At 64.9% G+C, this 22,112-nt stretch carries 20 protein-coding genes; 11 read left to right on the top strand and 9 right to left on the bottom strand.

From position 1 onward, the window contains the following. Positions 1-25 precede the first annotated feature (25 nt). Entirely contained in the window at positions 26-532 is a 507-nt protein-coding gene (locus OQZ28_RS07400; protein WP_078523993.1) for a hypothetical protein, read from the bottom strand. A 148-nt stretch (positions 533-680) separates the two neighbouring features. Between OQZ28_RS07400 and OQZ28_RS07395 the strand changes: the two genes are divergently transcribed. Together OQZ28_RS07395 and OQZ28_RS07390 are read left to right on the top strand one after the other, a co-directional pair. Next, a complete protein-coding gene (locus tag OQZ28_RS07395) occupies positions 681-1,007 on the top strand; it encodes a superinfection immunity protein (RefSeq protein ID WP_458135655.1) in 327 nt (108 codons plus the stop codon). A 26-nt stretch (positions 1,008-1,033) separates the two neighbouring features. Then, positions 1,034-1,309, top strand: a complete 276-nt coding sequence (locus OQZ28_RS07390) for a hypothetical protein (protein WP_458135654.1) — start codon at positions 1,034-1,036, stop codon at positions 1,307-1,309. 183 nt (positions 1,310-1,492) lie between these two features. On the opposite strand, the gene serA is transcribed toward OQZ28_RS07390, so the two are convergent. The 3 genes from serA to OQZ28_RS07375 form a co-directional block, all read right to left on the bottom strand. After that, complete coding sequence (gene serA, locus OQZ28_RS07385; RefSeq protein WP_458135653.1) at positions 1,493-2,758, bottom strand: phosphoglycerate dehydrogenase; 1,266 nt, start codon at positions 2,756-2,758, stop codon at positions 1,493-1,495. A 95-nt stretch (positions 2,759-2,853) separates the two neighbouring features. After that, the gene (locus OQZ28_RS07380; RefSeq protein WP_130730927.1) at positions 2,854-3,669 is read right to left on the bottom strand and encodes an inositol monophosphatase family protein; all 816 of its coding nucleotides are present in this window, start codon (positions 3,667-3,669) and stop codon (positions 2,854-2,856) included. Continuing rightward, positions 3,669-4,175 carry a c-type cytochrome gene (locus OQZ28_RS07375; protein ID WP_130730928.1) on the bottom strand — a complete coding sequence of 169 codons (507 nt, stop codon included), beginning with the start codon at positions 4,173-4,175 and terminating at the stop codon, positions 3,669-3,671. Before OQZ28_RS07375 ends, OQZ28_RS07380 begins: the two co-directional genes overlap by 1 nt. 137 nt (positions 4,176-4,312) lie before the next feature. Between OQZ28_RS07375 and OQZ28_RS07370 the strand changes: the two genes are divergently transcribed. The 4 genes from OQZ28_RS07370 (at position 4,313) to smpB (ending at position 7,432) form a co-directional block, all read left to right on the top strand. Beyond that, positions 4,313-5,056 carry a 3-deoxy-manno-octulosonate cytidylyltransferase gene (locus tag OQZ28_RS07370; RefSeq protein ID WP_458135652.1) on the top strand — a complete coding sequence of 248 codons (744 nt, stop codon included), beginning with the start codon at positions 4,313-4,315 and terminating at the stop codon, positions 5,054-5,056. Next, positions 5,053-5,898: a prephenate dehydratase gene (locus OQZ28_RS07365; RefSeq protein ID WP_458135651.1), complete on the top strand. Its 846-nt coding sequence runs from the start codon at positions 5,053-5,055 to the stop codon at positions 5,896-5,898. Before OQZ28_RS07370 ends, OQZ28_RS07365 begins: the two co-directional genes overlap by 4 nt. A gap of 157 nt (positions 5,899-6,055) precedes the next feature. Further along, positions 6,056-6,934: a 4-hydroxy-tetrahydrodipicolinate synthase gene (gene dapA, locus OQZ28_RS07360; protein ID WP_458135650.1), complete on the top strand. Its 879-nt coding sequence runs from the start codon at positions 6,056-6,058 to the stop codon at positions 6,932-6,934. Positions 6,935-6,937: 3 nt separating this feature from the next. Continuing rightward, a complete protein-coding gene (gene smpB, locus OQZ28_RS07355; RefSeq protein WP_130730932.1) occupies positions 6,938-7,432 on the top strand; it encodes an SsrA-binding protein SmpB in 495 nt (164 codons plus the stop codon). Between the two features lie 207 nt (positions 7,433-7,639). On the opposite strand, the gene OQZ28_RS07350 is transcribed toward smpB, so the two are convergent. Further along, entirely contained in the window at positions 7,640-8,326 is a 687-nt protein-coding gene (locus OQZ28_RS07350; RefSeq protein WP_130730933.1) for a cold-shock protein, read from the bottom strand. A gap of 379 nt (positions 8,327-8,705) precedes the next feature. Here OQZ28_RS07350 and acuR point away from each other — a divergent pair, with 379 nt between their 5' ends. After that, positions 8,706-9,440 carry an acrylate utilization transcriptional regulator AcuR gene (gene acuR, locus OQZ28_RS07345; RefSeq protein ID WP_242621747.1) on the top strand — a complete coding sequence of 245 codons (735 nt, stop codon included), beginning with the start codon at positions 8,706-8,708 and terminating at the stop codon, positions 9,438-9,440. Here acuR and recG read toward each other — a convergent pair. Beyond that, positions 9,379-11,526 (bottom strand): ATP-dependent DNA helicase RecG, encoded by a 2,148-nt coding sequence (gene recG / locus OQZ28_RS07340; RefSeq protein WP_458135758.1) that lies wholly within the window; start codon positions 11,524-11,526, stop codon positions 9,379-9,381. The two genes, acuR and recG, sit on opposite strands and share 62 nt — an antisense overlap. A gap of 105 nt (positions 11,527-11,631) precedes the next feature. On the opposite strand from recG, the gene OQZ28_RS07335 reads away from it, so the two are divergent. Beyond that, on the top strand, positions 11,632-11,943 hold the full coding sequence (locus OQZ28_RS07335; protein ID WP_130730934.1) for a succinate dehydrogenase assembly factor 2: 312 nt from the start codon (positions 11,632-11,634) through the stop codon (positions 11,941-11,943). Continuing rightward, entirely contained in the window at positions 11,940-15,422 is a 3,483-nt protein-coding gene (gene mfd, locus OQZ28_RS07330; RefSeq protein ID WP_458135649.1) for a transcription-repair coupling factor, read from the top strand. The genes OQZ28_RS07335 and mfd overlap by 4 nt, the downstream gene beginning before the upstream one ends. Positions 15,423-15,581: 159 nt before the next feature. Here mfd and OQZ28_RS07325 read toward each other — a convergent pair whose 3' ends face one another. Beyond that, positions 15,582-16,520, bottom strand: coding sequence for a hypothetical protein (locus OQZ28_RS07325; RefSeq protein ID WP_458135648.1), 939 nt, complete (start codon positions 16,518-16,520; stop codon positions 15,582-15,584). Positions 16,521-16,609: 89 nt separating this feature from the next. Here OQZ28_RS07325 and OQZ28_RS07320 point away from each other — a divergent pair, with 89 nt between their 5' ends. Together OQZ28_RS07320 and OQZ28_RS07315 are read left to right on the top strand one after the other, a co-directional pair. Further along, on the top strand, positions 16,610-17,563 hold the full coding sequence (locus tag OQZ28_RS07320) for a bile acid:sodium symporter family protein (protein ID WP_458135647.1): 954 nt from the start codon (positions 16,610-16,612) through the stop codon (positions 17,561-17,563). Positions 17,564-17,660: 97 nt separating this feature from the next. Then, entirely contained in the window at positions 17,661-19,094 is a 1,434-nt protein-coding gene (locus OQZ28_RS07315; RefSeq protein WP_458135646.1) for a pyridoxal phosphate-dependent decarboxylase family protein, read from the top strand. Between the two features lie 55 nt (positions 19,095-19,149). Here OQZ28_RS07315 and OQZ28_RS07310 read toward each other — a convergent pair whose 3' ends face one another. Both OQZ28_RS07310 and cobS read right to left on the bottom strand, forming a co-directional pair. Further along, a complete protein-coding gene (locus OQZ28_RS07310) occupies positions 19,150-21,039 on the bottom strand; it encodes a cobaltochelatase CobT-related protein (protein WP_458135757.1) in 1,890 nt (629 codons plus the stop codon). A gap of 17 nt (positions 21,040-21,056) precedes the next feature. After that, positions 21,057-22,082: a cobaltochelatase subunit CobS gene (cobS, locus tag OQZ28_RS07305; protein ID WP_130730939.1), complete on the bottom strand. Its 1,026-nt coding sequence runs from the start codon at positions 22,080-22,082 to the stop codon at positions 21,057-21,059. Between the last annotated feature and the right edge of the window lie 30 nt (positions 22,083-22,112).

Below are 22,112 nucleotides of genomic sequence, written 5' to 3'. Positions count from 1 at the left end.
AAGCGCTGTCATGAGCGGCTTTCTTTTACAGTCGCTTGTGCATTTCCTCACGGATGGAGTTGCATTTCTTGGTAAACACGCCCGCCTGCGATGCGGTCATGAAATTGATCAGGAACGCGCCGAGCAGCGAACAGAACGAGAGAATGATCAGCACCCGCCCCATGAGCGAGATCACCCCGCTATAATGCACCGCCGAATACCATAGCAGCCCCAGGCTCAGCACGGCGCCGAACACGCCTAGCACGCCGGTGGAGCGGATGAGGGATTCCTCCTCGCGGATGAAGGTGGAGGATTCCTGCCATAACATGAACAGCTTGCGGTCCATTTCCTGCACGGCGGCGGCATAGTCCTCGGCATCATCGGGATGCTGGTGGTCGGTGCCGCTGCGGTGCAGTTCAAGTTCCTGCCGCGCCTTGGCAAAGACGCGCCTGCGTTCCTTTATGGCGGGCAGGCTGATATCGACAAAGCTGAGAATGGCCACGTTGAGCCCAGCCGATAGCTGGATTACCGCTTGGAAATCACCCCAGATCACAGGTTGCCCCCTGAGGGTCCACATAACCGTGCACTGTAGCAAACCCTAACAAATACAAAGCCATTCAGCATGCAAGGGCTGCATGCCAGTTCCCAACGTACCATGCGATATGGCGGCACGCCTGCCTTTAGGGTTAGCATGAAGCGTGATGAATATCCATGTTCCCTCCACCTATGAGCTCTACCGTGGCTGGCAGTCCGTACAGGGCACCGGGCTGGAGATCGGCACGAGCCTGCTTGTCGGCGCCGTGCTGGTGCTGGCCTGCAGCATGGTGCTGTTCCTGCTGCCGACCTTCATCGCATGCCGCCGCAAGGTGCATAATGCAGCGGTTGTGGCGGTGGTGAACTGCACCCTGGGCATGACTGGAGTAGGGTGGGTGATCGCGCTGCTCATGGCCTGCCTGCTCGAGACCGATACCAGCCGCCATGCGCGCCTGCGGCACAGCGAACCGGCCACGTTCCTGACCCTGCCCTGAGGTTGCTGGGGGGAGGCCCCCCAGCCTTGACCGCACCAATATTGTTCAATTCGGTATATATTTACTTCAACGCATGGCAGGATCATATGATGTCGTCCAGCAGCATGCAGCCCGTCATCATCATGACACCGGGCAATAATGACCTGCCGCCGGAGGTCTGTGAAGAATATGGCCTCTGCACCCTTGAAGATGAAAGGGAGAATGCGCTCGACGGGCATGAATTCGGCCCCGAAGCCAAGGCCTCCCTGCCTCATCGGGCCTGTGGTAAAGGCTTGCCCGCCCTCCGCAAAAGGCAGCGTTGAAATCAGGCCCGGCGACGAGGAAACCGAGGGCCGCATCGTCCAGATCCCCTGATCTATGCCGCCCTCATGAAAAAAAGGAGCATGCCGGCTGGCACGCTCCTTTCAAATCGTCAGGATGTTTCTGACAGCGCTTTTTCAAAAGTCTGAAAGAATGCCGCCTTTTTGAAAAAAGGCGGCGCCCTGTTACTGCTGCTTGTACAGCAGGCGGGCGCGCAGCGTGCCCTTGAGTTCACGCAGGCGGTCAAGGATGCGGTTGTCCTTTTCCACATCGCGGCCGGTATCGGCCTCGACCACCACGTAGCCCAGTTCGCCCGCCGTCTGCAGGTACTGTGCGGTAATGTTGCAGGACTCGCTGGAGAATATCTCGTTAATCTGCAGCATGATGCCCGGCACGTTGCGGTGCACATGCATGAAGCGCGTGCCGTGCGGGTTTTCGGGCAGCTGCACGGTGGGGAAGTTCACCGCACCGAGCGTGGAGCCGATATCGGAGTATTCCACCAGCTTGCGGGCCACTTCCACGCCAATGCGCTCCTGTGCCTCCGCCGTGGAGCCACCGATATGCGGCGTCAGGATCACGTTATCCAGCCCGCGCAGCGGGGTTTCAAGCGGCTCGCCCGCCTGCTTGGGCTCCTTGGGGAACACGTCGATGGCAGCACCGAGCAGGTGGCCATCCTTCAGGGCCGCGGCCAGCGCATCAAGGTCCACCACGTTGCCGCGCGCGTTGTTGATGAGGAAGGAGCCCTTCTTCATCGCGCGGATCTGCGCCTCGCCAATCATGCCCGCGGTTTCGGGGGTCTGGGGCACGTGCAGGCTGACCACGTCGCTCTGGGCCAGAAGGGTTTCGAGCGTATCGACCGGCGTTGCGTTGCCATGCACCAGCTTGTCGATCACGTCATAATAGAACACGCGCATGCCAAAGGCCTCGGCCAGCACGGAAAGCTGCGAGCCGATCGAGCCATAGCCCACGATGCCCAGCGTCTTGCCGCGCACTTCCCAGCTATTGGTGGCGGATTTCTTCCAGATGCCCGCATTGCATTCTTCCGATTTGGGGAAGATGCGGCGCATCAGCATCACGATCTCGCCCATGACCAGTTCGGCCACCGAGCGGGTGTTGCTGTAGGGTGCGTTGAACACGGGAATACCGGCCTCACGCGCGGCGTCGAGATCGACCTGGTTGGTGCCGATGCAGAAGCAGCCGATGGCGATCAGGCGGTCGGCCTTCTCGATCACCTCGCGCGTGAGCTGCGTGCGCGAGCGGATGCCCACGATATGCACGCCTTCCAGCGCCTTCTGCAGGGCCTCGCCTTCCAGCGCCGTCTTGAGGCGGGTGACGTTCTCGTATCCGTTTTCCTTCAGCAGGTTGACGGCACTGTCATGAATGCCCTCAAGCAGCAGGATGCGGATCTTGTCCTTGGGAAGGGAAAGGTGGCCGGTGGATGGGCTGGTCATGTCGCGTGCTCCCGCTCTGAATACGGTCAAGAAGGTAGGTCGTCCCTATCCGATTGGCCGCGCCATCGCTAGGGGGGAAAGTTGAATTCGTGCCGTCAGCCCGCGCGCACGCCCGGCACGAGCAGGCCGCTCACATGCGGCAGGAGGCCAGCGTCACCAAGGGCAAGCACCGTGCCATCGCCATCGGCGCGCAGGGGCTGGCCCGCCCAGTCGGTCATGGCGCCGCCAGCCCCTTCCACAACCGGCACAAGGGCGGCCCAGTCCCATATCTTCATGGTGCATTCGGCAATGATGTCGATCTGCCCGAGTGCGAGCAGGCCGTAGGCGTAGCAGTCGCCACCCCAGCTTGTGCGCCGGACGGCTGCCGCCAGCGCGTCAAAACCGGGCTGGTGCGGAGCATCAAGGATTTCAGGCGCCGTGCAGGAGAGTTCGGCCTGCCCCACATCAGGGCAGGCCCGCGTGCGCGCCGCGCCGGGCAGGGTGGAGAGGAAACGCGTCGCCTCGCCCCGCAGGCCAATCCAGCGCTCGCCCGTGACCGGCTGGTCGATGATGCCAAGCACAGGCACATCGTCATGCAGCAGCGCGATGAGCGTGCCGAAGGTGGGCCGCCCGGTGAGGAAGGCGCGGGTGCCATCGATCGGGTCGATGACCCAGCGATACGGGCTCTCGCCGCCTTCAAGGCCGAATTCCTCGCCCATGATGCCAAAACCGGGCAGGCGCTCTGACACGACCGCCCGAATCGCACGCTCCGCCGTGCGGTCGGCAATGGTGACGGGGCTGGCATCGGCCTTGTCATGGGCCATGACCCCACGGCGGAAGAAGGGCAGCACCACGCTGCGCGCCACATCGGCGGCAGCGATGGCGGCTTCAAGCACCGCATCACGCGGGAACCCGGCGGGCAGGGCGCTCATCAGGGTGTCTCCGGCCTGAGCGAGCGCAGATAGGCGATCACGTCCGCACGGTCGGTTTCCGAGGCGATGCCGGGGAAGGACATCTTGGTGCCTGATGCGTAATCGGCAGGACCCTTGAGCCAGGCGGAAAGGGTGGCGTTGGTCCAGGTCTCGTCCTTGTGCGCCCTGAGCGCATCCGAGAAGTCATAGCCGGGAATATCACCCACATGCGTGCCGAACACGCCAAACAGGCCCGGCCCGATGATGGAGGGGCCATTTGGCGCCATGCTGTGGCACATGGCGCACTGCCTGTCGGCCAGGGCATGGCCCTTTTCCACGCTGGCCTTGGCAACCAGATCATCAATGGAGGCGCCCGGCGCAGGGGCTGCCGGGTGCGGTATGGCCACGCCAGCCTTCACGGGCAGGGGTTCGGGTACGGCCGTGTGGGCAATACCCCAGCTTGCGCCGAGCACCCCCACGGCAATGAGGCAGGCAACCCCGATCTGGTTAAGGCGTGTACTGTCCATGAAGTCGGGCGTCCTTCCCACGGTTGCATGTAAACCGCTCCTTACCTAGACTGCCGCGCGCCCTGTGTGAAGCATGCACGGGCGGCGGGCGGCCCGTGCCGCCGCGACAGATTACGGATGGCCCAGACCCAGACCCCATGAACCCTATTGTCCTGATTCCGGCCCGGATGGCCTCGACCCGTCTGCCGGGCAAACCGCTTGCCGATATCGCGGGCCAGCCCATGATCGTGCATGTGCTCAAGCGTGCGCAGGCTGCCTGCATCGGCCCGGTTGCCGTCGCCACCGCTGACCGCGCGATTGCCGATGTGGTGGAACACGCGGGCGGCACCGCCATCCTGACCGATCCGGACCTGCCCTCGGGCTCGGACCGTATCTGGCAGGCGCTCGGCGCGCTTGACCCGACCGGCAGGCATGACGCCATCATCAACCTGCAGGGCGACCTGCCGGGCATCGACCCCGCCTGCCTGCGCGCCGTGCTCCGCCCGCTGGCTGACCGCGCGGTGGATATCGCAACCCTCGTCGCCCCCGTGCGCGATGAGGCGGAAGCGAAAGCGGCCTCGGTGGTGAAAGTGGCCTGCGCCTTTGGCAGCGACGGGCCGGATGAAGTGGCGCGCGCGCTGTATTTCTCCCGCATGCCCATACCGTGGGGAGCCGGGCCGCTATGGCACCATGTGGGGCTGTACGCCTATCGCCGCGCGGCCCTCGCCCGTTTTGTCAGCCTGCCCGAAAGCGGGCTGGAACAGCGCGAAAAACTTGAACAGCTCCGCGCGCTCGAGGCGGGCATGACCATTGGCTGCACCCGCGTGCCCGCAGCCCCCTTTGGTGTTGATACCCCCGCCGATCTTGAACGCGCGCGCCAGATACTGGGAGCCGTCGCATGAACGCAGAACGCATCATCGCCTTTCAGGGCCGCCCCGGCGCCTATTCCGACCTGGCCTGCCGCACCGCCCGGCCGGGCTGGACCACGCTGCCGTGCCAGACCTTTGCCCAGACCATTGCCGCCGTGCATGACGGGCAGGCCGAACTGGCCATGCTGGCCTGCGAGAACAGCCTTGCAGGCCGCGTGCCCGACATTCACGCCCTGCTGCCACAGGCGGGGCTGTTCATCGTGGGCGAGCATTTCCAGCGCGTGGAACATTGCCTGCTGGGCATTCCCGGCACAAAACTGAGTGATGCAAGGCGGCTGCACACCCATCCGGTCGCCATGGCGCAGGTGCGTGGCATCGTGACCGAGCTGGGGCTGGAGCCGGTTGTGGAGTTCGATACCGCGGGCGCTGCCGAGATGGTGCGCGACTGGGGCCGCAGGGAAGATGTGGCCGTGGCCTCCGAGCTGGCAGCCGAACTCAACGGGCTTGAAATTCTGCGCCGCAACGTGGAGGACGCCGCCCACAACACCACGCGCTTCTACATCGCATCGCGCCGGCCCGACACGCTGCCGCCGCCGGGCCCTGGTTTCATGACCACGCTGCTGTTCAGGGTCAACAACCAGCCCGGCGCGCTGTACAAGGCACTTGGCGGGCTGGCCACGACGGGCGTGAACCTGACGCGGCTGGAAAGCTACATGCTGGAAGGCTCGTTCTCGGCCACGCAGTTCCTGATGGACGTGGAGGGCCACCCCCAGGCGCCCCCGCTGGCCGAGGCCCTGCGCGAGCTTTCATTCTTTTCGGAACGCCAGGAAATTCTGGGCGTCTATCGCGCATCCCCTTTCCGGCGGGAGGCGTGAGGGCAGGGCATGGCGGGCATATTTTGCCCCCCGTGCCGCATTGCCTGTATGATACCCTGCCTGCCCGCGCCGGGGCAGGGCAGAGCGCGTGAAAACAATGGTGCCGGACCTACCGGTGCATGCATAGCCAAGACACAGGATCCAGGTGGAAACAACCATGTTCAAGGGTTCCATGACCGCCCTTATTACCCCCATGAATACGGATGGGTCGCTTGACCTGCCTTCCATGGGCCGCTTCATCGACTGGCAGATCCAGCAGGGCACATCCGCACTGATACCGGTCGGCACCACGGGCGAAAGCCCGACACTGACGCATGATGAACATGCCAAAGTCGTTGAATTCACCATAAAATCCGCAGGCGGCCGGGTGCCGGTCATTGCCGGGGCCGGCTCGAACAGCACGGCCGAGGCCGTGGGCATGGCCCAGCAGGCGCAGAAGGCCGGGGCCTCGGCCGTGCTGGTGGTCACGCCCTATTACAACAAGCCCACGCAGGAAGGGGTGTACCGCCACTTCATGGCCGTGGCCGATGCCATCGGCATTCCCGTCATCCTGTATAATATCCCGGGCCGCTCGGTCATCGACATCTCGGTCGAGACCATGGCGCGCCTGGCGCTTCACCCCAACATCATCGGGGTCAAGGATTCCACGGGCGACCTGCTGCGCCCGCTGCTCGTGCGCCGCGCGGTGAAGAAGCCGTTCAACCAGATCTCGGGCGAGGACGGCACCGCGGTCTCGTTCCTGGCTGCCGGTGGCGATGGCTGCATCAGCGTCACCGCCAATGTTGCGCCCGCGCTCTGTGCTCAGGTGCAGCAGAGCTGGAATGATGGCGACGTCATGAATGCCATGGAACTGCAGGACCAGCTGCTGCCGCTGCATGATTCGCTGTTCTGCGAAAGCAATCCGGTGCCGGTCAAGTTCGCTGCAAGCATATTGGGGCTGATGGGCGAGACCTGCCGCCTGCCGTTGGCCCCGCTGGCCGATGCCAGCCGGGCAAAGGTGAAGGCAGCGCTCGATGCCGTCGGGCTGCTGGACTGAACCATGGCCAGCAAGAACAGAGGCAGCGGCATGATCTCGACCGGGATCGCCGCACAGAACCGCAAGGGCCGCTTCAACTACGCCATCCTTGAAACGGTGGAAGCGGGGCTGGTGCTCAAGGGGCCGGAAGTCAAAAGCCTGCGCATGGGGCGTGCCACCATCAACGAAGCCTATGCCGGTGAGCGTAACGGGGAGTTGTGGCTGATCAACAGCTACATCCCCGAATATCAGGGCGGCGTGCTGTCACGCTTTGAGCCACGTGCCCCGCGCAAGCTGCTGCTGCACAAGAAGCAGGTGGACAAGCTGCTTGGCGAGACCGCGCGCAACGGCGTGACCCTGGTGCCGCTGGACATCCACTTCAACAGCCGCGGCCTTGCCAAGCTGACGCTGGGCGTGGGCCAGGGCCGCAAGAAGGAAGACAAGCGCCACGCCATAGCCGATCGCGACTGGGCCCGCGACAAGGCCCGCCTGCTGCGCAACAAGGGCCGCGAAGACTAAAAAAACGGGCTGACATCAGAAGTTTTTGGTGAAGCTTTTTTTCAGAAAGCTTCAACCTTTTGACAGGCCCTGCATTTCGCAACGCCTCATCGGCACCAAGGCTGGAATACCAACAAAAACAGGGCCGTCCCTTATGGGATGGCCCTGTTTTTTATTCATTCACCCACCCACGCCAGCCTTAAGCTGGCGTGGGGTAGGGGAAAGCATTCAGTCGACCGACAGGGCGGCTGCTTCGGGGCCTTTCTGGCCTTCAACAACCTGCACGTTTGCCGTCTGGCCTTCCGTCAGGCCGGACAGGCCCGAACGCTCAAGGGCGGAAGCGTGGACAAAAATGTCCTTGCCGCCATTCTCGGGCGTGATGAAGCCGAAGCCCTTGGTCGCGTTGTACCACTTGACCGTGCCGCGCATGTCCTGCGCATGCGACAGGTCAGGGGCAGGGCGACCGGAGCGCGAGAAGCCAGCGCGCGCACCGGGGGCGGCTGCGCCAAAGCCACCGCCACGGGGGCGCTCGGGCTGTGCCGTGCTCTCATCAACGGAAAGGACGCCGGCGACCTGGCGGCCCTTGGGGCCCTGACCGATCTGCACAACCAGCGTGGTGCCCGGCGCAACCGTGGCATGCCCGGTGGGGTTCAGGGCATTGGCGTGCAGGAACACGTCACCCGAACCATCGGACAGCTCAACGAAGCCGAAGCCCTTTTCGCTATTGAACCACTTTACAGTGGCGCTGATCTCCGGCCCGGATGCGACGATCTGGGGACCACCACCTCCACCACCAAAGGAGCGGCGCGGCGGCGGGGCGCCGCGATCACCAAATGAAGGCGACGACATGAAATCATCGTCAAACCCGCCGCGGCGCGGGGAGCGGGAGCTGCGGTCGGTCCTGTTACTTCTCAACGGTCGTAATCCCGAGGTCTAGGTGGCGGATGTTCCGTTGTGGAACACCACCGAATGAAAGCACGTTTGCAGGATGGGTTCTGGTCTGTCTGACCTTGGGCCGGGGTTTAGGCGGCGGCGGGCTCAGGAAAACTTTTTCCATCCTACGGTGACCCTAGCATAAATCGCATCGGCATCAACAACACCAAAGCATATTCCCGCCTTTGGTTGCCACACCAATTTTCATCCTGACCTGTTTGTGAGGGGCAGGAATGCAAAAAGGGAGGACGCAAAGATATAAATTAAATGCACAATTGTGCTTGATTTCTAGACGCAGTCGCACATTATCGACACATATCCCTGATACATTTGCCCCCCTTGCAGAGATAAGAAAAACGCCATGCCCGATACACCCCCCCCCCGGCGCGGTCGGGGCCGACCGCCCAAGACCGCCCGCGCACCCGAGGGCACACGCGCCATGCTGGTCCGCGCAGGCGTTGATTTATTGACAGAAAAAGGCTTTTCCGCCACCTGCGTGGATGACGTGCTGCACGCCACCGGAATCTCGAAAGGGTCGTTCTACTACTGCTTCAGCAGCAAGGAAGACTTCGGGCAGGTCCTGATCGAGGACTACGCCAGGTCTTTCAACGCCAGGCTGGACCTGTGGCTGCAGGAGCCAGATACGCCCCCGCTGCAGCGCCTGCTCAACTTCGTGCATGACGTGCGCGGCAGCATGCACAATCACGGTTTCCGCCGGGGCTGCCTGATCGGCAACCTAGGGCAGGAAATCGAAATGCTGCCCGATTCGTTCCATGGACTCCTGCTCACGATCCTGCACGGGTGGGAAAAGCGCGTGAGCGCCTGCCTGCTCGCAGGCTTCGGCACGCGGGCCACCGCCGGGCAGAAGCGCACCTGCATGCAGCTTGCCCGCTATTTCTGGATCGGATGGGAAGGTGCCGTGCTGCGTGCCCGCATGGAGCATGCGCCCGAACCGCTGGACCTGTTCACCACGTTCTACATGGCGCAGGCAGCAGGGGCCCTGGGCGTCAAGCCGCCCGCGTGCCAGCCACCCGCTACCCCGCGCGTATCGCCCGCACAGCCTGCGCCCGGGCAAACAGTTCAAGCAACAAACTGACAGCCTGCCTGCGCCCGCGCAGGGCCGGGGGGGCCTTGTCCGGCGGGGTATCGACCAGCCTGCGGGCATCCTGTGCTGCAAGCCTGAGCAGCATGTCGACATGAAGCGGGCTGGCCAGCCGCAGGTCAGGCAGGCCGGACTGGCGCCTGCCGGTCAGGTCACCGCCGCCACGCAGGCGGAAATCCTCATCAGCGATAAGGAAGCCATCTTCCGTCTCGCGCAATAGCGCCAGCCTGCGCCGCGCGGTCTGGCCGAGCGCGCTGTCGTGCAGCAGAAGGCAGTAGGATTCCGCCTGCCCACGCCCCACGCGCCCGCGCAACTGGTGCAGTTGCGCCAGGCCAAAGCGCTCGGCATGCTCGATCACCATCACCGTGGCATCAGGAATATCCACCCCTACCTCAATCACGGTAGTGGCAACGAGGATACGCGTGCGCCCGGCGGCAAAATCGGCAATGGCCTGCTCGCGCAGGGCAATATCCTGCTGGCCGTGCGCCAGCCCCACGGCATCAGGCCCAAAATGGGCGGCAAGGGCATGATGCCGGGCCTCGGCTGCGGCAATGTCAACGGTTTCGCTTTCGCTCACCAGCGGGCACACCCAGAAGATCCGCGCCCCCCGCGCCAGCGCCCGCTCAAGCCCCGCCAGCAGGTCGTCCATGGCGGAGAGCGCATGCAGCGAGGTGCGCACCGGCTTGCGGCCCGCGGGCTTTACATCCAGCCGGCTGACCAGCATGTCGCCCCACTGGGTCAGCAGCAGCGAGCGGGGGATGGGGGTGGCGGTCATGACCAGAACGTCGGTCTGGTGGCCTTTCTCGCCCAGCATGGCGCGCTGCTCCACGCCAAAACGATGCTGCTCGTCAATGACGGCCAGCGCCAGGTCATGAAACACCACGCTTTCCTGAAACAGGGCGTGGGTGCCGATCACCAGCCTGGCCGTGCCATCGGCAATGCGGGCCAGGGCCTCGCGCCGGGCCTTGCCCTTTACGCTGCCGCTAAGGAAGGCCACCGGCACGGGGGAGAGTTTTTCAAACGTGGCCAGATGCTGGCGGGCCAGAATTTCGGTCGGTGCCATCAGGGCCGCCTGGTGGCCAGCCTCCACCGCGCCAAGCATGGCCAGCAGCGCCACCAGCGTCTTGCCCGCGCCCACGTCACCCTGCAGCAGGCGCGTCATCTGGCGCGGGGCGGCAAGGTCGGCATCGATCTCGGCCAGCGTGCGGGTCTGGGCCGTGGTGGGCTCATGGCCAAAGCGTGACAGCGCCACCGCGCGCAGGCTGCCATCACTCACGATGCTGCGTCCCGGCCGCAGGCGGTTGAGCCTGCGCGCCTGCGCCATGGCAACCTGCTGGGCCAGCAGGTCATCACATGCAAGCCGTGCCCGTGCCCGCTCGGACGCCCCTACCAGCGCCTCGCCCTCCATCAGGTCGGGGAAGTCAGATGGCCGGTGCAGCGTGCGCAGCGCCTGCTCGAAGCCGGGCCATCCGCGCTGCGCCAGCACGCTGGCATCCTGCCATTCCGGCAGGGCGGGAAACACCTCGAACGCCGCCCGGATGGCGCTGCGCACCTGGCTTGGAAACAGCCCCGCCGTAAGCGGCCAGACCGGGTCGAGCAGCGGAATTTCAGCAAGCCTGGCCTGCGGCACCAGATAGTCGGGGTGGGCCATGTTCAGCCGCTCCCCAAAGCGCTCCAGCGTGCCCGATACGGCAATGTCCTGCCCGGCCTCAAGCCTGCGCACCTGATGGGGGGAGAAGAACACCAGTTCCGCCTCCGCCGTGCCATCGCTCACCACCACGCGCCAAGGCCGCTTGCCCCGGCCACCACCGGGGGCAGGGGGCACCACGCGCGTGATCGTGACCAGCAGCGTGCATACCCGCCCGGTTTCCGCCGCGCGCAGGGTAGGACGGTAGCGCCGGTCCACCACCGATTCCGGCAGGTGGAACAGCAGGTCGATCACGCGCGCGCCCCCGGCCACCCGCGCCAGCAGCTTTGCTGTGGCCGGTTTCACGCCCTGCAGGCTTTCAATCCCCGCAAGCAGCGGGGCGAGAAGGGAATTGGCGGGCGGGGGTGGGGTATCGGACACGCGGCGGTTCATCCTGCGGGGTGGCATGCTTGTCATGCGGGCTGACATATGCCCGCATGAGGGCTATAGGACACCTGCGTTACGGAACAAAACACAACCATACAGGGGTGGAACGCAATGGAAGCCAGAACGCCTGATCTCTCCCGCCTCGATACGCGGCGGCGCAAGATCTATTACCGCGCGACGCATCGCGGCACGCATGAAACCGACGTGCTGATCGGCGGGTTCGTCGCCCCCCGGCTCGAGGGCATGACCGAAGCCGAACTCGACGCGCTTGAAGCGGTGATGGACCTGCCCGATGCCGACCTGGCCGACTGGCTGAGCGGCCGCCGCCCGGTGCCGCCTGAACTCAACACGCCCATGATGCAGCAGATCATGGCCGATGCCACCGATCCCGCCCGCCTTGCCGCAATCCGGGGCGGAAAATGAACGATACGGCAGGTTTCTCGCTCGCACCCGGCGCACCCGTTCCCGTATGGGGCGTGCCGGATGGGTATGACGCCTTCCTGCTCGCCCGCCGCCTGGGCGAGAACGAAGGCCCCGTGCTGCATGTGTGCCGTGATGATGCCTCCATGGCGCGCATTGCAGACCAGCTGGCCTTTGTCGCACCCGGGGCGGAAATCCTCCGCTTTCCGGGCTGGGACTGCCTGCCGTATGAGCGTGTCTCCCCCAACCCCGCCATCATCGCGGAGCGGGTGGCAACCCTGACCCGCCTGCTGGAAAAGGCAACCACGCCGCGCATCGTGCTGACCACGGTGATGGGCGCCATCCAGCGCGTGGCCCCGCGTGCGGCCTTTGCGGGGCAGTCGATCACCATCAGGGCGGGCGAAAGCCTTGATGCGCCCTTCCTGATGGAACTGCTCATCGCCCATGGCTACAACCGCACCGATACGGTGATGGAGCAGGGCGAGTTCGCCACCCGTGGCGGCATTTTTGATATTTTTCCCGCAGGCGAGGCCGAGCCCGTGCGCCTCGACCTGTTTGGCGACGAGGTGGAAAACATCCGCCGCTTCGACCCCGGCACCCAGCGCTCGACGGCGAAGATCGACAGCCTGACCATGCGCCCGGTGGCCGATTTCAGCCTTGATCCCGCATCCATCTCGCGCTTTCGTACCGGCTGGCGCGACCTGTTTGGCCCGGCTGCGGCCAATGACCCGCTGTACCAGCACATATCGGATGGCAGGCGGCATGCGGGCATGGAGCACTGGCTGCCCCTGTTCCATGAACAGATGGAAACGCTGGTGGACTACCTGCCCGGTGTCACCATCTCGCTCGCCAACCAGGCCGAGGAGGTGCTGGCGACCCGGCTGGAAATGATCACCGATCATTACGACGCCCGCAAACAGCCCACGCGGGAAGGCGAGGTGCCCTACCGCCCGCTGCCGCCGCACCTGATGTATCTCGACCGCAAGGGCTGGGATGCGATGATTGCGGGCAGGAAGGCCGTGGTGTTCATGCCCTTCGCCCAGCCCGATGGCGCGCCGGGCATGGATGCGGGCGGCAGGCCCGGCCAGATGTTTGCCAAGACCGTGACCGAGGGGCGCGAGAACGTCTTCCCCATGCTGCATGCACGGGTTGAGGAATGGGCGCAGACCGGCAGGCGCGCCTATGTCACGGCCTGGACGCGCGGCTCGTGCGAGCGCATTGGCGTGCTGCTGCGCGAATACCGCCTGCCGGTGCAGACCTTTGCCACATGGAAAGAGGCGCAGAAGCTCAAGCCCGGCACGGTAGGGCTGCTGACGCTGGGGCTGGAGCGCGGGTTCGTTGCCGATAACTTCGCCTTCATTTCCGAGCAGGACCTGCTGGGCGAGCGGATCTCGCGCCCGCCCCGGCGGCGCAAGAAGGCGGACCAGTTCATATCCGAAGCCTCCGAGATCGCGGAAGGCGACCTGATCGTCCATCAGGATTACGGCATTGGCCGCTATGACGGGCTGGAGACCATTGGCGTAGGCACCGCGCCCCATGACTGCCTGCGCCTGATCTATGATGGCAACGAGAAGCTGTTCCTGCCCGTCGAGAACATTGAACTGCTCAGCCGCTTCGGCTCCGACCAGGCTCATGTGGCGCTCGACAAGCTTGGCGGCGTGTCGTGGCAGTCGCGCAAGGCGAAGATGAAGCAGCGCATCCGCGACATGGCGGGCGAACTCATCCGCACCGCCGCAGCCCGCGCCCTGCGTGAAGCCCCGGCGCTGACGCCTGAAGAAGGGCTGTGGGATGAATTCTGCGCCCGCTTCCCCTTCATCGAGACCGAGGACCAGTCCCGCGCCATTGCCGATGTGCTCGACGACATGGCCTCAGGCAAGCCGATGGACCGGCTGGTATGTGGCGACGTGGGCTTTGGCAAGACCGAAGTGGCGCTACGCGCCGCCTTCGTTGCCGCCATGTCGGGCGCGCAGGTGGCGGTGGTGGTGCCGACCACGCTGCTGGCCCGCCAGCATTACCGCACGTTCTCGGCCCGCTTTGCGGGGCTTCCGGTCAATGTGGCGCAGCTTTCGCGCATGGTCACGGGCAAGGAAGCCACCGCCGTGCGCAAGGGCCTGGCCGATGGCACGGTCAATATCGTCATCGGCACCCACGCCCTGCTGGCCAAGACCGTGAAGTTTGCCGACCTTGGCCTGCTGATCGTGGATGAAGAGCAGCATTTTGGCGTGGCCCACAAGGAAAAGCTCAAGGCCCTGCGCGAGGACGTGCATGTGCTCACGCTTTCGGCCACGCCGCTGCCGCGCACGCTGCAACTGGCCCTGACCGGCGTGCGCGAGATGAGCCTGATCGCAACCCCGCCCACCGACCGGCTGGCGGTGCGCACCTTCATCATGCCGTTCGACAGCGTGGTGATCCGCGAGGCGATCCAGCGCGAGCGCTTCCGCGGCGGGCAGGTGTTCTGCGTGGTGCCGCGCATCGAGGACCTCGACCGCATGGCCACCCGCCTGCACGAGATCGTGCCCGACGCCCGGCTGGCGCAGGCTCATGGTCGCCTGACACCAACCGAACTGGAACAGGTGATGACCGAGTTCAGCGATGGCAAATACGACATCCTGCTCTCCACCAATATCGTGGAAAGCGGGCTGGACATGCCCGCAGTCAACACGCTCATCATCCACCGTGCCGACATGTTTGGCCTGGGCCAGCTCTACCAGCTGCGCGGGCGCGTGGGGCGCGGCAAGCAGCGCGGCTATGCCTACCTGACCTGGCCGCAGACGCATGTGCTCTCGGCCGCAGCCCAGAAGCGGCTGGAAGTGATGCAGACGCTCGATACGCTGGGCGCGGGCTTTACGCTGGCCTCGCACGACCTTGACCTGCGCGGGGCGGGTAACCTGCTGGGTGATGAGCAGTCGGGTCATATCCGTGAAGTGGGCATCGAGCTGTACCAGCAGATGCTCGAGGATGCCGTGGCCGACCTGCGCACCGAGAAGGGGCGGCGCAAGCTGCAGGACCGCGACTGGACGCCCAACATCATCCTTGGCCTGCCGGTGCTCATACCCGACAGCTACGTGACTGACCTGCCGGTGCGCCTTGGCCTGTACCGCCGCATCGCAGCCCTGGCCAATGATGCCGAGGTCGAGGCGATGGAAGCCGAACTGGTTGACCGCTTCGGCACGCTGCCCGATGAGGTGCGCAACCTGCTGGACGTGGTGACACTCAAGCGCCTGTGCCGCGAGGCGGGCGTGGAACGGCTGGAAGCAGGCCCCAAGGGCATGGTCATCCAGTTCCGGGGCAACACCTTCGCCAACCCGGCGGGGCTGGTGGCATGGATCGCCCGGCAGAAGGAAGCCAATGTACGCCTCCGGCCCGACCACAAGCTTGCGATCATACGCGAGATGACCAACGCCCAGCGCATTACGCAGGCCCGCAAGGTGCTCGGTGCGCTGGTGCGGATGGTGCATGAGGAGGCAGACGTTTCGGCCTGAGAGCGGGGTGCCTTTTTCTTACAAAGGCACCTCTCTCTGAAGCTTTTTGAAAAAAGCTTCACCAGAAACTTCTTTCAGTCGATGTCCGTTCACAAAAAAACCTGACAGGCCAAAGCAGTCTGTCAGGTTTCTGATCCATTTAAGGGGGTTTGATGCCCTTTAGCGAATGGGCAGCGGAATGTGATTGACGGTCATGACGCCGCCCGCCCAGCTCACATCCCACCCCGTTCCGCCCGAGGCCGATTTGTGGCCAAACAGCTTGGCCAGGACCAGGGCTGCACTGGCCCGGGTCTGGCCCGCGTTGCGCAGGGTCTCGATCACGGCATCAAGGTTCTGCACCTGAATATGGCCATTGGCTGATGACGCATCGGTATTGCCGGTAAGGCTGGCATCGCCATTGCCGGTAATCTGCATGGCGCCGCGCTGGGCGGTGAGTGATGAGACATGCAGCGGCACCATGACCGTCTCGCTCGGGTGGCCGGTAATGGCTGCGGCAAGCGGCACGAGTGATGCGCTGGGCACCGAGGCATTGGCCGTGGCCTGCTGGGGCAGGGCATTGACCAGAAGCGTGTTGTGCGAGCCGGCTATGCCAAGGCCCTGCGTATCAAGCGTGAGGGTGGCGGGGGCGGTGTCGCCTTTGGCACCGGCAAGGTGCAGATGCGCGCGATGGAAGGAGAGCTTCGTCTCCCCGCTGCTCAGCAGCCCATCCTGCCAGATCAGGTCATAGCTGCGGCCCGTGCGCAGCCCGTCCATGATGGGCGTTGCGGCGGAGACGAAATAATCCTGCGCGCAGCCCTGCGAATGGTGGCCGGTCAGGGTGGCCAGCAGCACGAGCGAGGCCACGTCCTCCATATCGCGCAGGGCCTGCGCCCCCAGTCCCGTGCCGCTGGCCGTGATATCACCTGCGTGAAAGGTCTGGTGCACGTCTCCCGCCAGGGCCAGGTCATAGTTATGGCCAGCAAGCGTGTTGTTGCCATGCGGCTGGCTGCTACTGGCAAGCTGCGCTCTGGCGCAGGTGTCGGGCAGGGTCGTGGCCTGCGCCGAACCCACGCATGACAGGGCGGCAAGGACCGTGGTGATGATGGATATTTTCTTCATTTGCAGTACAAGTTGGCGTGAATAGGCGGCGGATGCAATCCGGTATAATTTCCGCATCATCCCCATAGCATCAGGCTATCTCCTCCACCATGCTCCGCAAACTTGATTCCTTCCTTCTATGCCTGCTGGCCACCGTTGGCATGGCCAGCGTGCTGCCCTGCCGCGGTGTAGGGGTGAGGGTGTTCAATATCCTCGCCATCATCATGATCGCGAACATGTTTTTCCTCCAGGGCGCGCGCCTGTCGCGCCGGGCGGTGGTGGAGGGACTGACCGGGTGGCGCATCCACCTCGCTATCGTGCTGTGCACGTTCGTCATGTTTCCGCTGCTTGGCATGGGCCTGCATGCGGCCTTTCCGCGCCTGCTTGATGCCCCGATGTGGACAGGCCTGCTGTTCCTGTGCTGCCTGCCCTCCACCGTGCAGTCCTCCATCGCGTTCACCTCGATTGCACGCGGCAACGTGGCGGCGGCCATCTGTTCGGCAACACTGTCGAACATACTGGGCATTTTCATAACGCCCGTGCTGGTGGGCATCGTGTTCAGCCGCCATGCCAGCGGGGGCGGCGGCGGGATCATGCCCATCGTGGGGCAGTTGCTCGTGCCCTTCATCGCCGGGCAGGCCCTTCAGCCCCGGATCGGGGCCTGGGCGCACCGGCACAAGAAGCTGCTTTCCTTTTCCGACCGGGGGTCAATCCTGGTGGTGGTCTATACCGCCTTCAGCGAAGCGGTGACGCAGGGACTGTGGCACCGCCTGCCTGCCAGCCAGCTTGGCCGGGTGGTGCTGGCCGATGCGGGGCTGCTGGCCCTGGTGCTGGGGCTGACCCTGCTGGTCGGGCGCGCGGGTGGCTTTGCGCGGGCGGACAGGATCGCCATCCTGTTCTGTGGTTCCAAGAAGTCGCTGGCATCAGGCGTGCCGATTGCCAGCGTGCTGTTCGCCCCCACCGAGGTGGGGCTGATCGTACTGCCGCTCATGATCTACCACCAGATCCAGCTTTTTGCCTGCGCCACGCTGGCACGGCGTTTTGGGGCAGGGAAGGAGGATTGACCTAATCTACCCCCTCGCGCATGGCGGCCCGGCCCGGTATGTAGGCAGGCCGATAATGCCCGCCGGGCATGACAACCGCACGAAATGGTGGAGAGAGATGACAGGACTGGACCCGGATAACTGGGATGCGCTGCGGGCCTTGGGCCACCAGATGGTCGATGACATGATGGACCGCCTGTCCACCCTGCGCGAACGCCCGGTGTGGCAGCCCATGCCGCCCGCCCTGCGCGCGCAGTTGCACACCGGCCTGCCGCACGCGCCCACCCCGCCGGAAGAGCTTTACGCCCGCTTTCGCGAACTGGTTGAACCCTATTCCACCGGCAACGTGCATCCCGGCTTCATGGGCTGGGTGCATGGCGGCGGCACGGCGGTGGGCATGCTGTCGGAACTGCTGGTGGGCGGGCTGAATGCCAATTGCGGCGGCCGCGACCATGCGCCCATCGAGGTCGAGCGCGAGGTGATCCGCTGGGCCGCCGAGATGTGCGGCTTTCCCGCCGAGACAACGGGGCTGCTGGTTACCGGCTCCTCCATGGCCAACATGATTGCCGTCATCACCGCCAGCCGCGCCGTGCCCGACGGGCTGAAAATGCGGGCCGCGGGCGTGGGCAGCCGCAGGCTGGTGGGCTATGCCGCCGCCACGGCCCATGGCTGCATTTCGCGCGCCTTCGACCTGACCGGGCTGGGCACGGACAGCCTGCGCGTGATTCCGGTGGATGAACACAACCGCATGGTCCTGCCCGCACTCGAGCAGGCCATTGCCCGCGACCGGGCGGCAGGGCTTGAGCCGTTTATCGTGATCGGCACGGCTGGCACGGTGGATACCGGCGCGATTGATGACCTGAACACGCTGGCCGACATCGCCGCGCGTGAGGATATCTGGTTTCATGTCGATGGCGCATTTGGCGCGCTGGCCATGCTGTCCGACGCGCTGCGGCCCATGCTGCGCGGGCTGGAACGGGCCGATAGCGTGGCCTTTGACTTCCATAAATGGGCACAGGTGCAGTACGATGCGGGCTGCATCCTTGTCCGCCGCCCCGGTGCCCAGGTTGACGCCTTTGCCCAGTCCCGCGCCTATCTTGCACGCGAGGACCGCGGCCTTGCCACCAATGGCCCGTGGTACTGCGACCTCGGCCCCGACCTGTCACGCGGGTTCAGGGCGCTGAAAGTGTGGATGACGCTGGGCACCTATGGCGCCGATGGCATGGGCGACATGATTGTCAATTGCTGCGCCATCGCCCGCCACCTCGCTGCCCGTGTCGAGGCCAACCCGCGGCTGGAACTGCTCGCACCCGTGACCCTGAACATCGTGTGCTTCCGCATCATCGCCCCCGTGGAGGATCTGGACCACTTCAATGGCGAGGTGGTGAAAGACCTGCATGAAAGCGGGATTGCGGCGCCGTCCACCACCATCATCAACGGGCACAAGGCCGTGCGGGCGGCCATCGTCAACCACCGCACCACCACTGCGGATGTTGACCGCATGCTCGATGCGCTGCTCGAGCTCGCCGACCGCAGGCTGGTCGCCGCCTGAAAAAAATCCCCGCGCCAGACACGGCGCGGGGCAGGGGAGCCGATGGCCTTCAGCGTTAACGGCGCGCACCCCGCGCCGCTTCCTCGCCAAACAGTTCGGACAGCTTCTTCATCATCGTGCCGCCGAGTTCCTCGGGGTCGGTAATGGTCACGGCGCGACGGTAATAGCGCGTCACGTCATGGCCAATGCCGATGGCCAGCAGTTCGGTGCTGGTGCGCGTCTCGATATGGGCAATGACCTCGCGCAGGTGGTTCTCGAGGTAAGAGCCGGGATTGGCGGACAGCGTGCTGTCATCCACCGGCGCGCCATCGGAAATCACCATCAGGATGCGCCTGCCTTCCGGGCGGGCGGCAAGGCGGCGCTGGGCCCAGAGCAGGGCCTCGCCATCAATGTTTTCCTTGAGCAGCCCCTCGCGTAGCATCAGGCCAAGGTTGCGCCGCGCGCGCCGCCACGGCATGTCGGCCGCCTTGTAGATGATATGACGCAGGTCATTCAGCCGCCCCGGGTTTTCGGGCTTGTGCGCCTGCACCCACGCCTCGCGGCTGCGGCCACCTTTCCATGCACGGGTGGTGAAGCCGAGCACTTCCACCTTCACCGCGCAGCGCTCGAGCGTGCGGGCCAGGATATCGCCGCACATGGCGGCCACCGAGATGGGGCGGCCACGCATAGAACCTGAATTATCGATCAGGAGCGTGACCACCGTATCGCGGAAATCCATGTCACGCTCGCGCTTGTAGGACAGCGAGAGCATGGGATTGACCACGATGCGCGAAAGCCGCCCGGCATCGAGCATGCCTTCCTCAAGGTCGAACTCCCACGCACGGGTCTGCTGCGCCATGAGCTTGCGCTGCAGGCGGTTGGCCAGCTTGGACACCACGCCCTGCATGCTGACAAGCTGCTGGTCGAGCGTCTGGCGCAGGCGGAACAGTTCTTCCGCGTCGCACAGATCCTCGGCGGCGATTTCCTCGTCATAAACGGTGGTGAAGGCATGATAGCCGCGCTGCGGCTCCGCTTCCTCCGCTTCCCCCTCGGCCGGGCCACCGGCTTCTTCCGACCCGCTGGCCGAGCCACCCTGCTCGCCATCATCGGGTTCGTCATCACTGGCGCCGGTGCCCTGCGACATCTGCATGGGCTGGTTGCTGTCATCCTCCTCCGGGCCGTCCTCCTGGGCATCGGGGGTGGTGTCGTCAGCGGGTTCCTCGTCATCGCTACTGGCGGCTTCGGCATCGCTCGTGCCGTCATCCGCCTCTTCCTCGGGCGTGGTTTCCTGCTGGAGCAGATCACACGCCATGAGCAGCCGGCGCGCGGCCTGGGCAAATTCCTGCTGGCTGTCCTGGCGTGCCGCCATCTCATCAAGGGCGCGGCGGGCAGCGGGCGGCAGATCCTCGGCCCAGCGCGCCATCAGGTCATGCATGGATTGCGGCACCGGATGGCCCGACATGCGCTCGCGCGCCAGCAGCCCCAGCGCGAAGGGCGTAGGCAGCTTTGTGTGGCTGGGCAGGCGGTCAAGGCCCATATCGGCGCATTCCTGCGCCAGGCGGGCATCAAGATTGGCGGCCACCCCGGCCATGTGCCGCGCGCCAAGACTTTCCACCCGGGCCTGCTCGAGCATGTCATACACTTCGCGTGCTTCACCCGCGGGCGGGCGGGCGCTTTCATGCAGGGGTGCATTGTGATGGCGCAGGCGCAGGGCCGCGGCATCGGCCGCACCGCGCATGCGGGTCATTTCCGCCTCGGTCATGCGGCGCGAGGGGTGGGGCAGGCGCACATGCGTGCCGGTAACCGACACGCCGGAAGGCACGGGGCCATTGAGGAACGAGACCTCGGTCTGGGCCTGCCCACCCACGGCCCGCACGGCGCCGACCGTGGCGCGCTTGAAGCGCTCGGCGGTGCGGGCTTCATCCTCGGCTTGCGGGGCGGGGGTGTTTTTCCGGTTCTCGCGCATGCGTGCCTGCCCTGTCATCAGCCCCGTGGCGCCAGCGGGCTGGCGTTGAAGCAGCGCTGGTAATATTCCGCCACCGTAGGACGCTCCGCCTCATCGCACTTGTTGAGGAAGGTAACGCGGAAGGCGAAGGCAAGATCGTTGAAAATACGGAAGTTTTCCGCCCAGCTGATGACCGTGCGCGGCGACATGACGGTGGAAATGTCACCCGCGATGAAGCCCGAGCGCGTGAGGTCGGCCAACGCCACCATGCTTTCCACCCGCTTGCGGCCCGCTTCGTCCTTTTTGGGGTCGATGCCCATCTTGGCCAGCACGATGGCGGTTTCCTGCGCGTGGGGCAGGTAGTTGAGCGTGGTCACGATGTTCCAGCGGTCCATCTGGCCCTGGTTGATCTGCTGCGTGCCATGATACAGGCCCGTCGTATCGCCCAGGCCCACCGTGTTGGCCGTGGCGAACAGGCGGAAGAAGGGATGCGGGCGGATCACGCGGTTCTGGTCGAGCAGCGTCAGGTGGCCTTCCACCTCAAGCACGCGCTGGATCACGAACATCACGTCAGGCCGACCGGCATCATATTCATCAAACACCAGCGCGCAGGGGTGCTGAAGGCCCCACGGCAGCAGGCCCTCGCGGAATTCGGTGATCTGCTGGCCATCCTTGAGCACGATCGCATCCTTGCCGATCAGGTCGATGCGCGAGATGTGGCTGTCGAGGTTGATGCGCACGCTCGGCCAGTTGAGGCGGGCGGCGACCTGCTCGATATGCGATGACTTGCCGGTGCCATGATAGCCCTGCACCATGACGCGGCGGTTGAAGGCAAACCCCGCCAGGATGGCCAGCGTGGTGTCGTGGTCGAATTTGTACGACGGGTCGATATCGGGCACATGATCCGTGCGCACCGAGAAGGCAGGCACCTTCATGTCGCTGTCGATGCCGAACACATCGCGTGCTGAAACCTGCAGGTCAGGCGCATTGACGGCCGAAATGGCGGGGAGTGGCGTGCCGCTCGCATCCACGGCGGCAGTTGTCAGGTCTGCTGGTTCGTTCATCTGCTTTATCTCGTCCGTCACTTCGTCTGT

The organism is Komagataeibacter sp. NFXK3, from assembly GCF_054182245.1.
Note: the sequence above shows the minus strand (reverse complement) of the source record. Positions and strands in the feature narration are given on the sequence as shown.

Excerpts from the sequence above, each read along its gene's own strand:
- OQZ28_RS07395 (WP_458135655.1), top strand. The coding sequence starts at position 681 with ATGAATATCCATGTTCCCTCCACCTATGAGCTCTACCGTGGCTGGCAG.
- serA (WP_458135653.1), bottom strand. The coding sequence starts at position 2,758 with ATGACCAGCCCATCCACCGGCCACCTTTCCCTTCCCAAGGACAAGATC.
- OQZ28_RS07380 (WP_130730927.1), bottom strand. The coding sequence starts at position 3,669 with ATGAGCGCCCTGCCCGCCGGGTTCCCGCGTGATGCGGTGCTTGAAGCC.
- OQZ28_RS07375 (WP_130730928.1), bottom strand. The coding sequence starts at position 4,175 with ATGGACAGTACACGCCTTAACCAGATCGGGGTTGCCTGCCTCATTGCC.
- OQZ28_RS07370 (WP_458135652.1), top strand. The coding sequence starts at position 4,313 with ATGAACCCTATTGTCCTGATTCCGGCCCGGATGGCCTCGACCCGTCTG.
- OQZ28_RS07365 (WP_458135651.1), top strand. The coding sequence starts at position 5,053 with ATGAACGCAGAACGCATCATCGCCTTTCAGGGCCGCCCCGGCGCCTAT.
- dapA (WP_458135650.1), top strand. The coding sequence starts at position 6,056 with ATGTTCAAGGGTTCCATGACCGCCCTTATTACCCCCATGAATACGGAT.
- smpB (WP_130730932.1), top strand. The coding sequence starts at position 6,938 with ATGGCCAGCAAGAACAGAGGCAGCGGCATGATCTCGACCGGGATCGCC.
- acuR (WP_242621747.1), top strand. The coding sequence starts at position 8,706 with ATGCCCGATACACCCCCCCCCCGGCGCGGTCGGGGCCGACCGCCCAAG.
- recG (WP_458135758.1), bottom strand. The coding sequence starts at position 11,526 with ATGAACCGCCGCGTGTCCGATACCCCACCCCCGCCCGCCAATTCCCTT.
- OQZ28_RS07335 (WP_130730934.1), top strand. The coding sequence starts at position 11,632 with ATGGAAGCCAGAACGCCTGATCTCTCCCGCCTCGATACGCGGCGGCGC.
- mfd (WP_458135649.1), top strand. The coding sequence starts at position 11,940 with ATGAACGATACGGCAGGTTTCTCGCTCGCACCCGGCGCACCCGTTCCC.
- OQZ28_RS07325 (WP_458135648.1), bottom strand. The coding sequence starts at position 16,520 with ATGAAGAAAATATCCATCATCACCACGGTCCTTGCCGCCCTGTCATGC.
- OQZ28_RS07320 (WP_458135647.1), top strand. The coding sequence starts at position 16,610 with ATGCTCCGCAAACTTGATTCCTTCCTTCTATGCCTGCTGGCCACCGTT.
- OQZ28_RS07315 (WP_458135646.1), top strand. The coding sequence starts at position 17,661 with ATGACAGGACTGGACCCGGATAACTGGGATGCGCTGCGGGCCTTGGGC.
- OQZ28_RS07310 (WP_458135757.1), bottom strand. The coding sequence starts at position 21,039 with ATGCGCGAGAACCGGAAAAACACCCCCGCCCCGCAAGCCGAGGATGAA.
- cobS (WP_130730939.1), bottom strand. The coding sequence starts at position 22,082 with ATGAACGAACCAGCAGACCTGACAACTGCCGCCGTGGATGCGAGCGGC.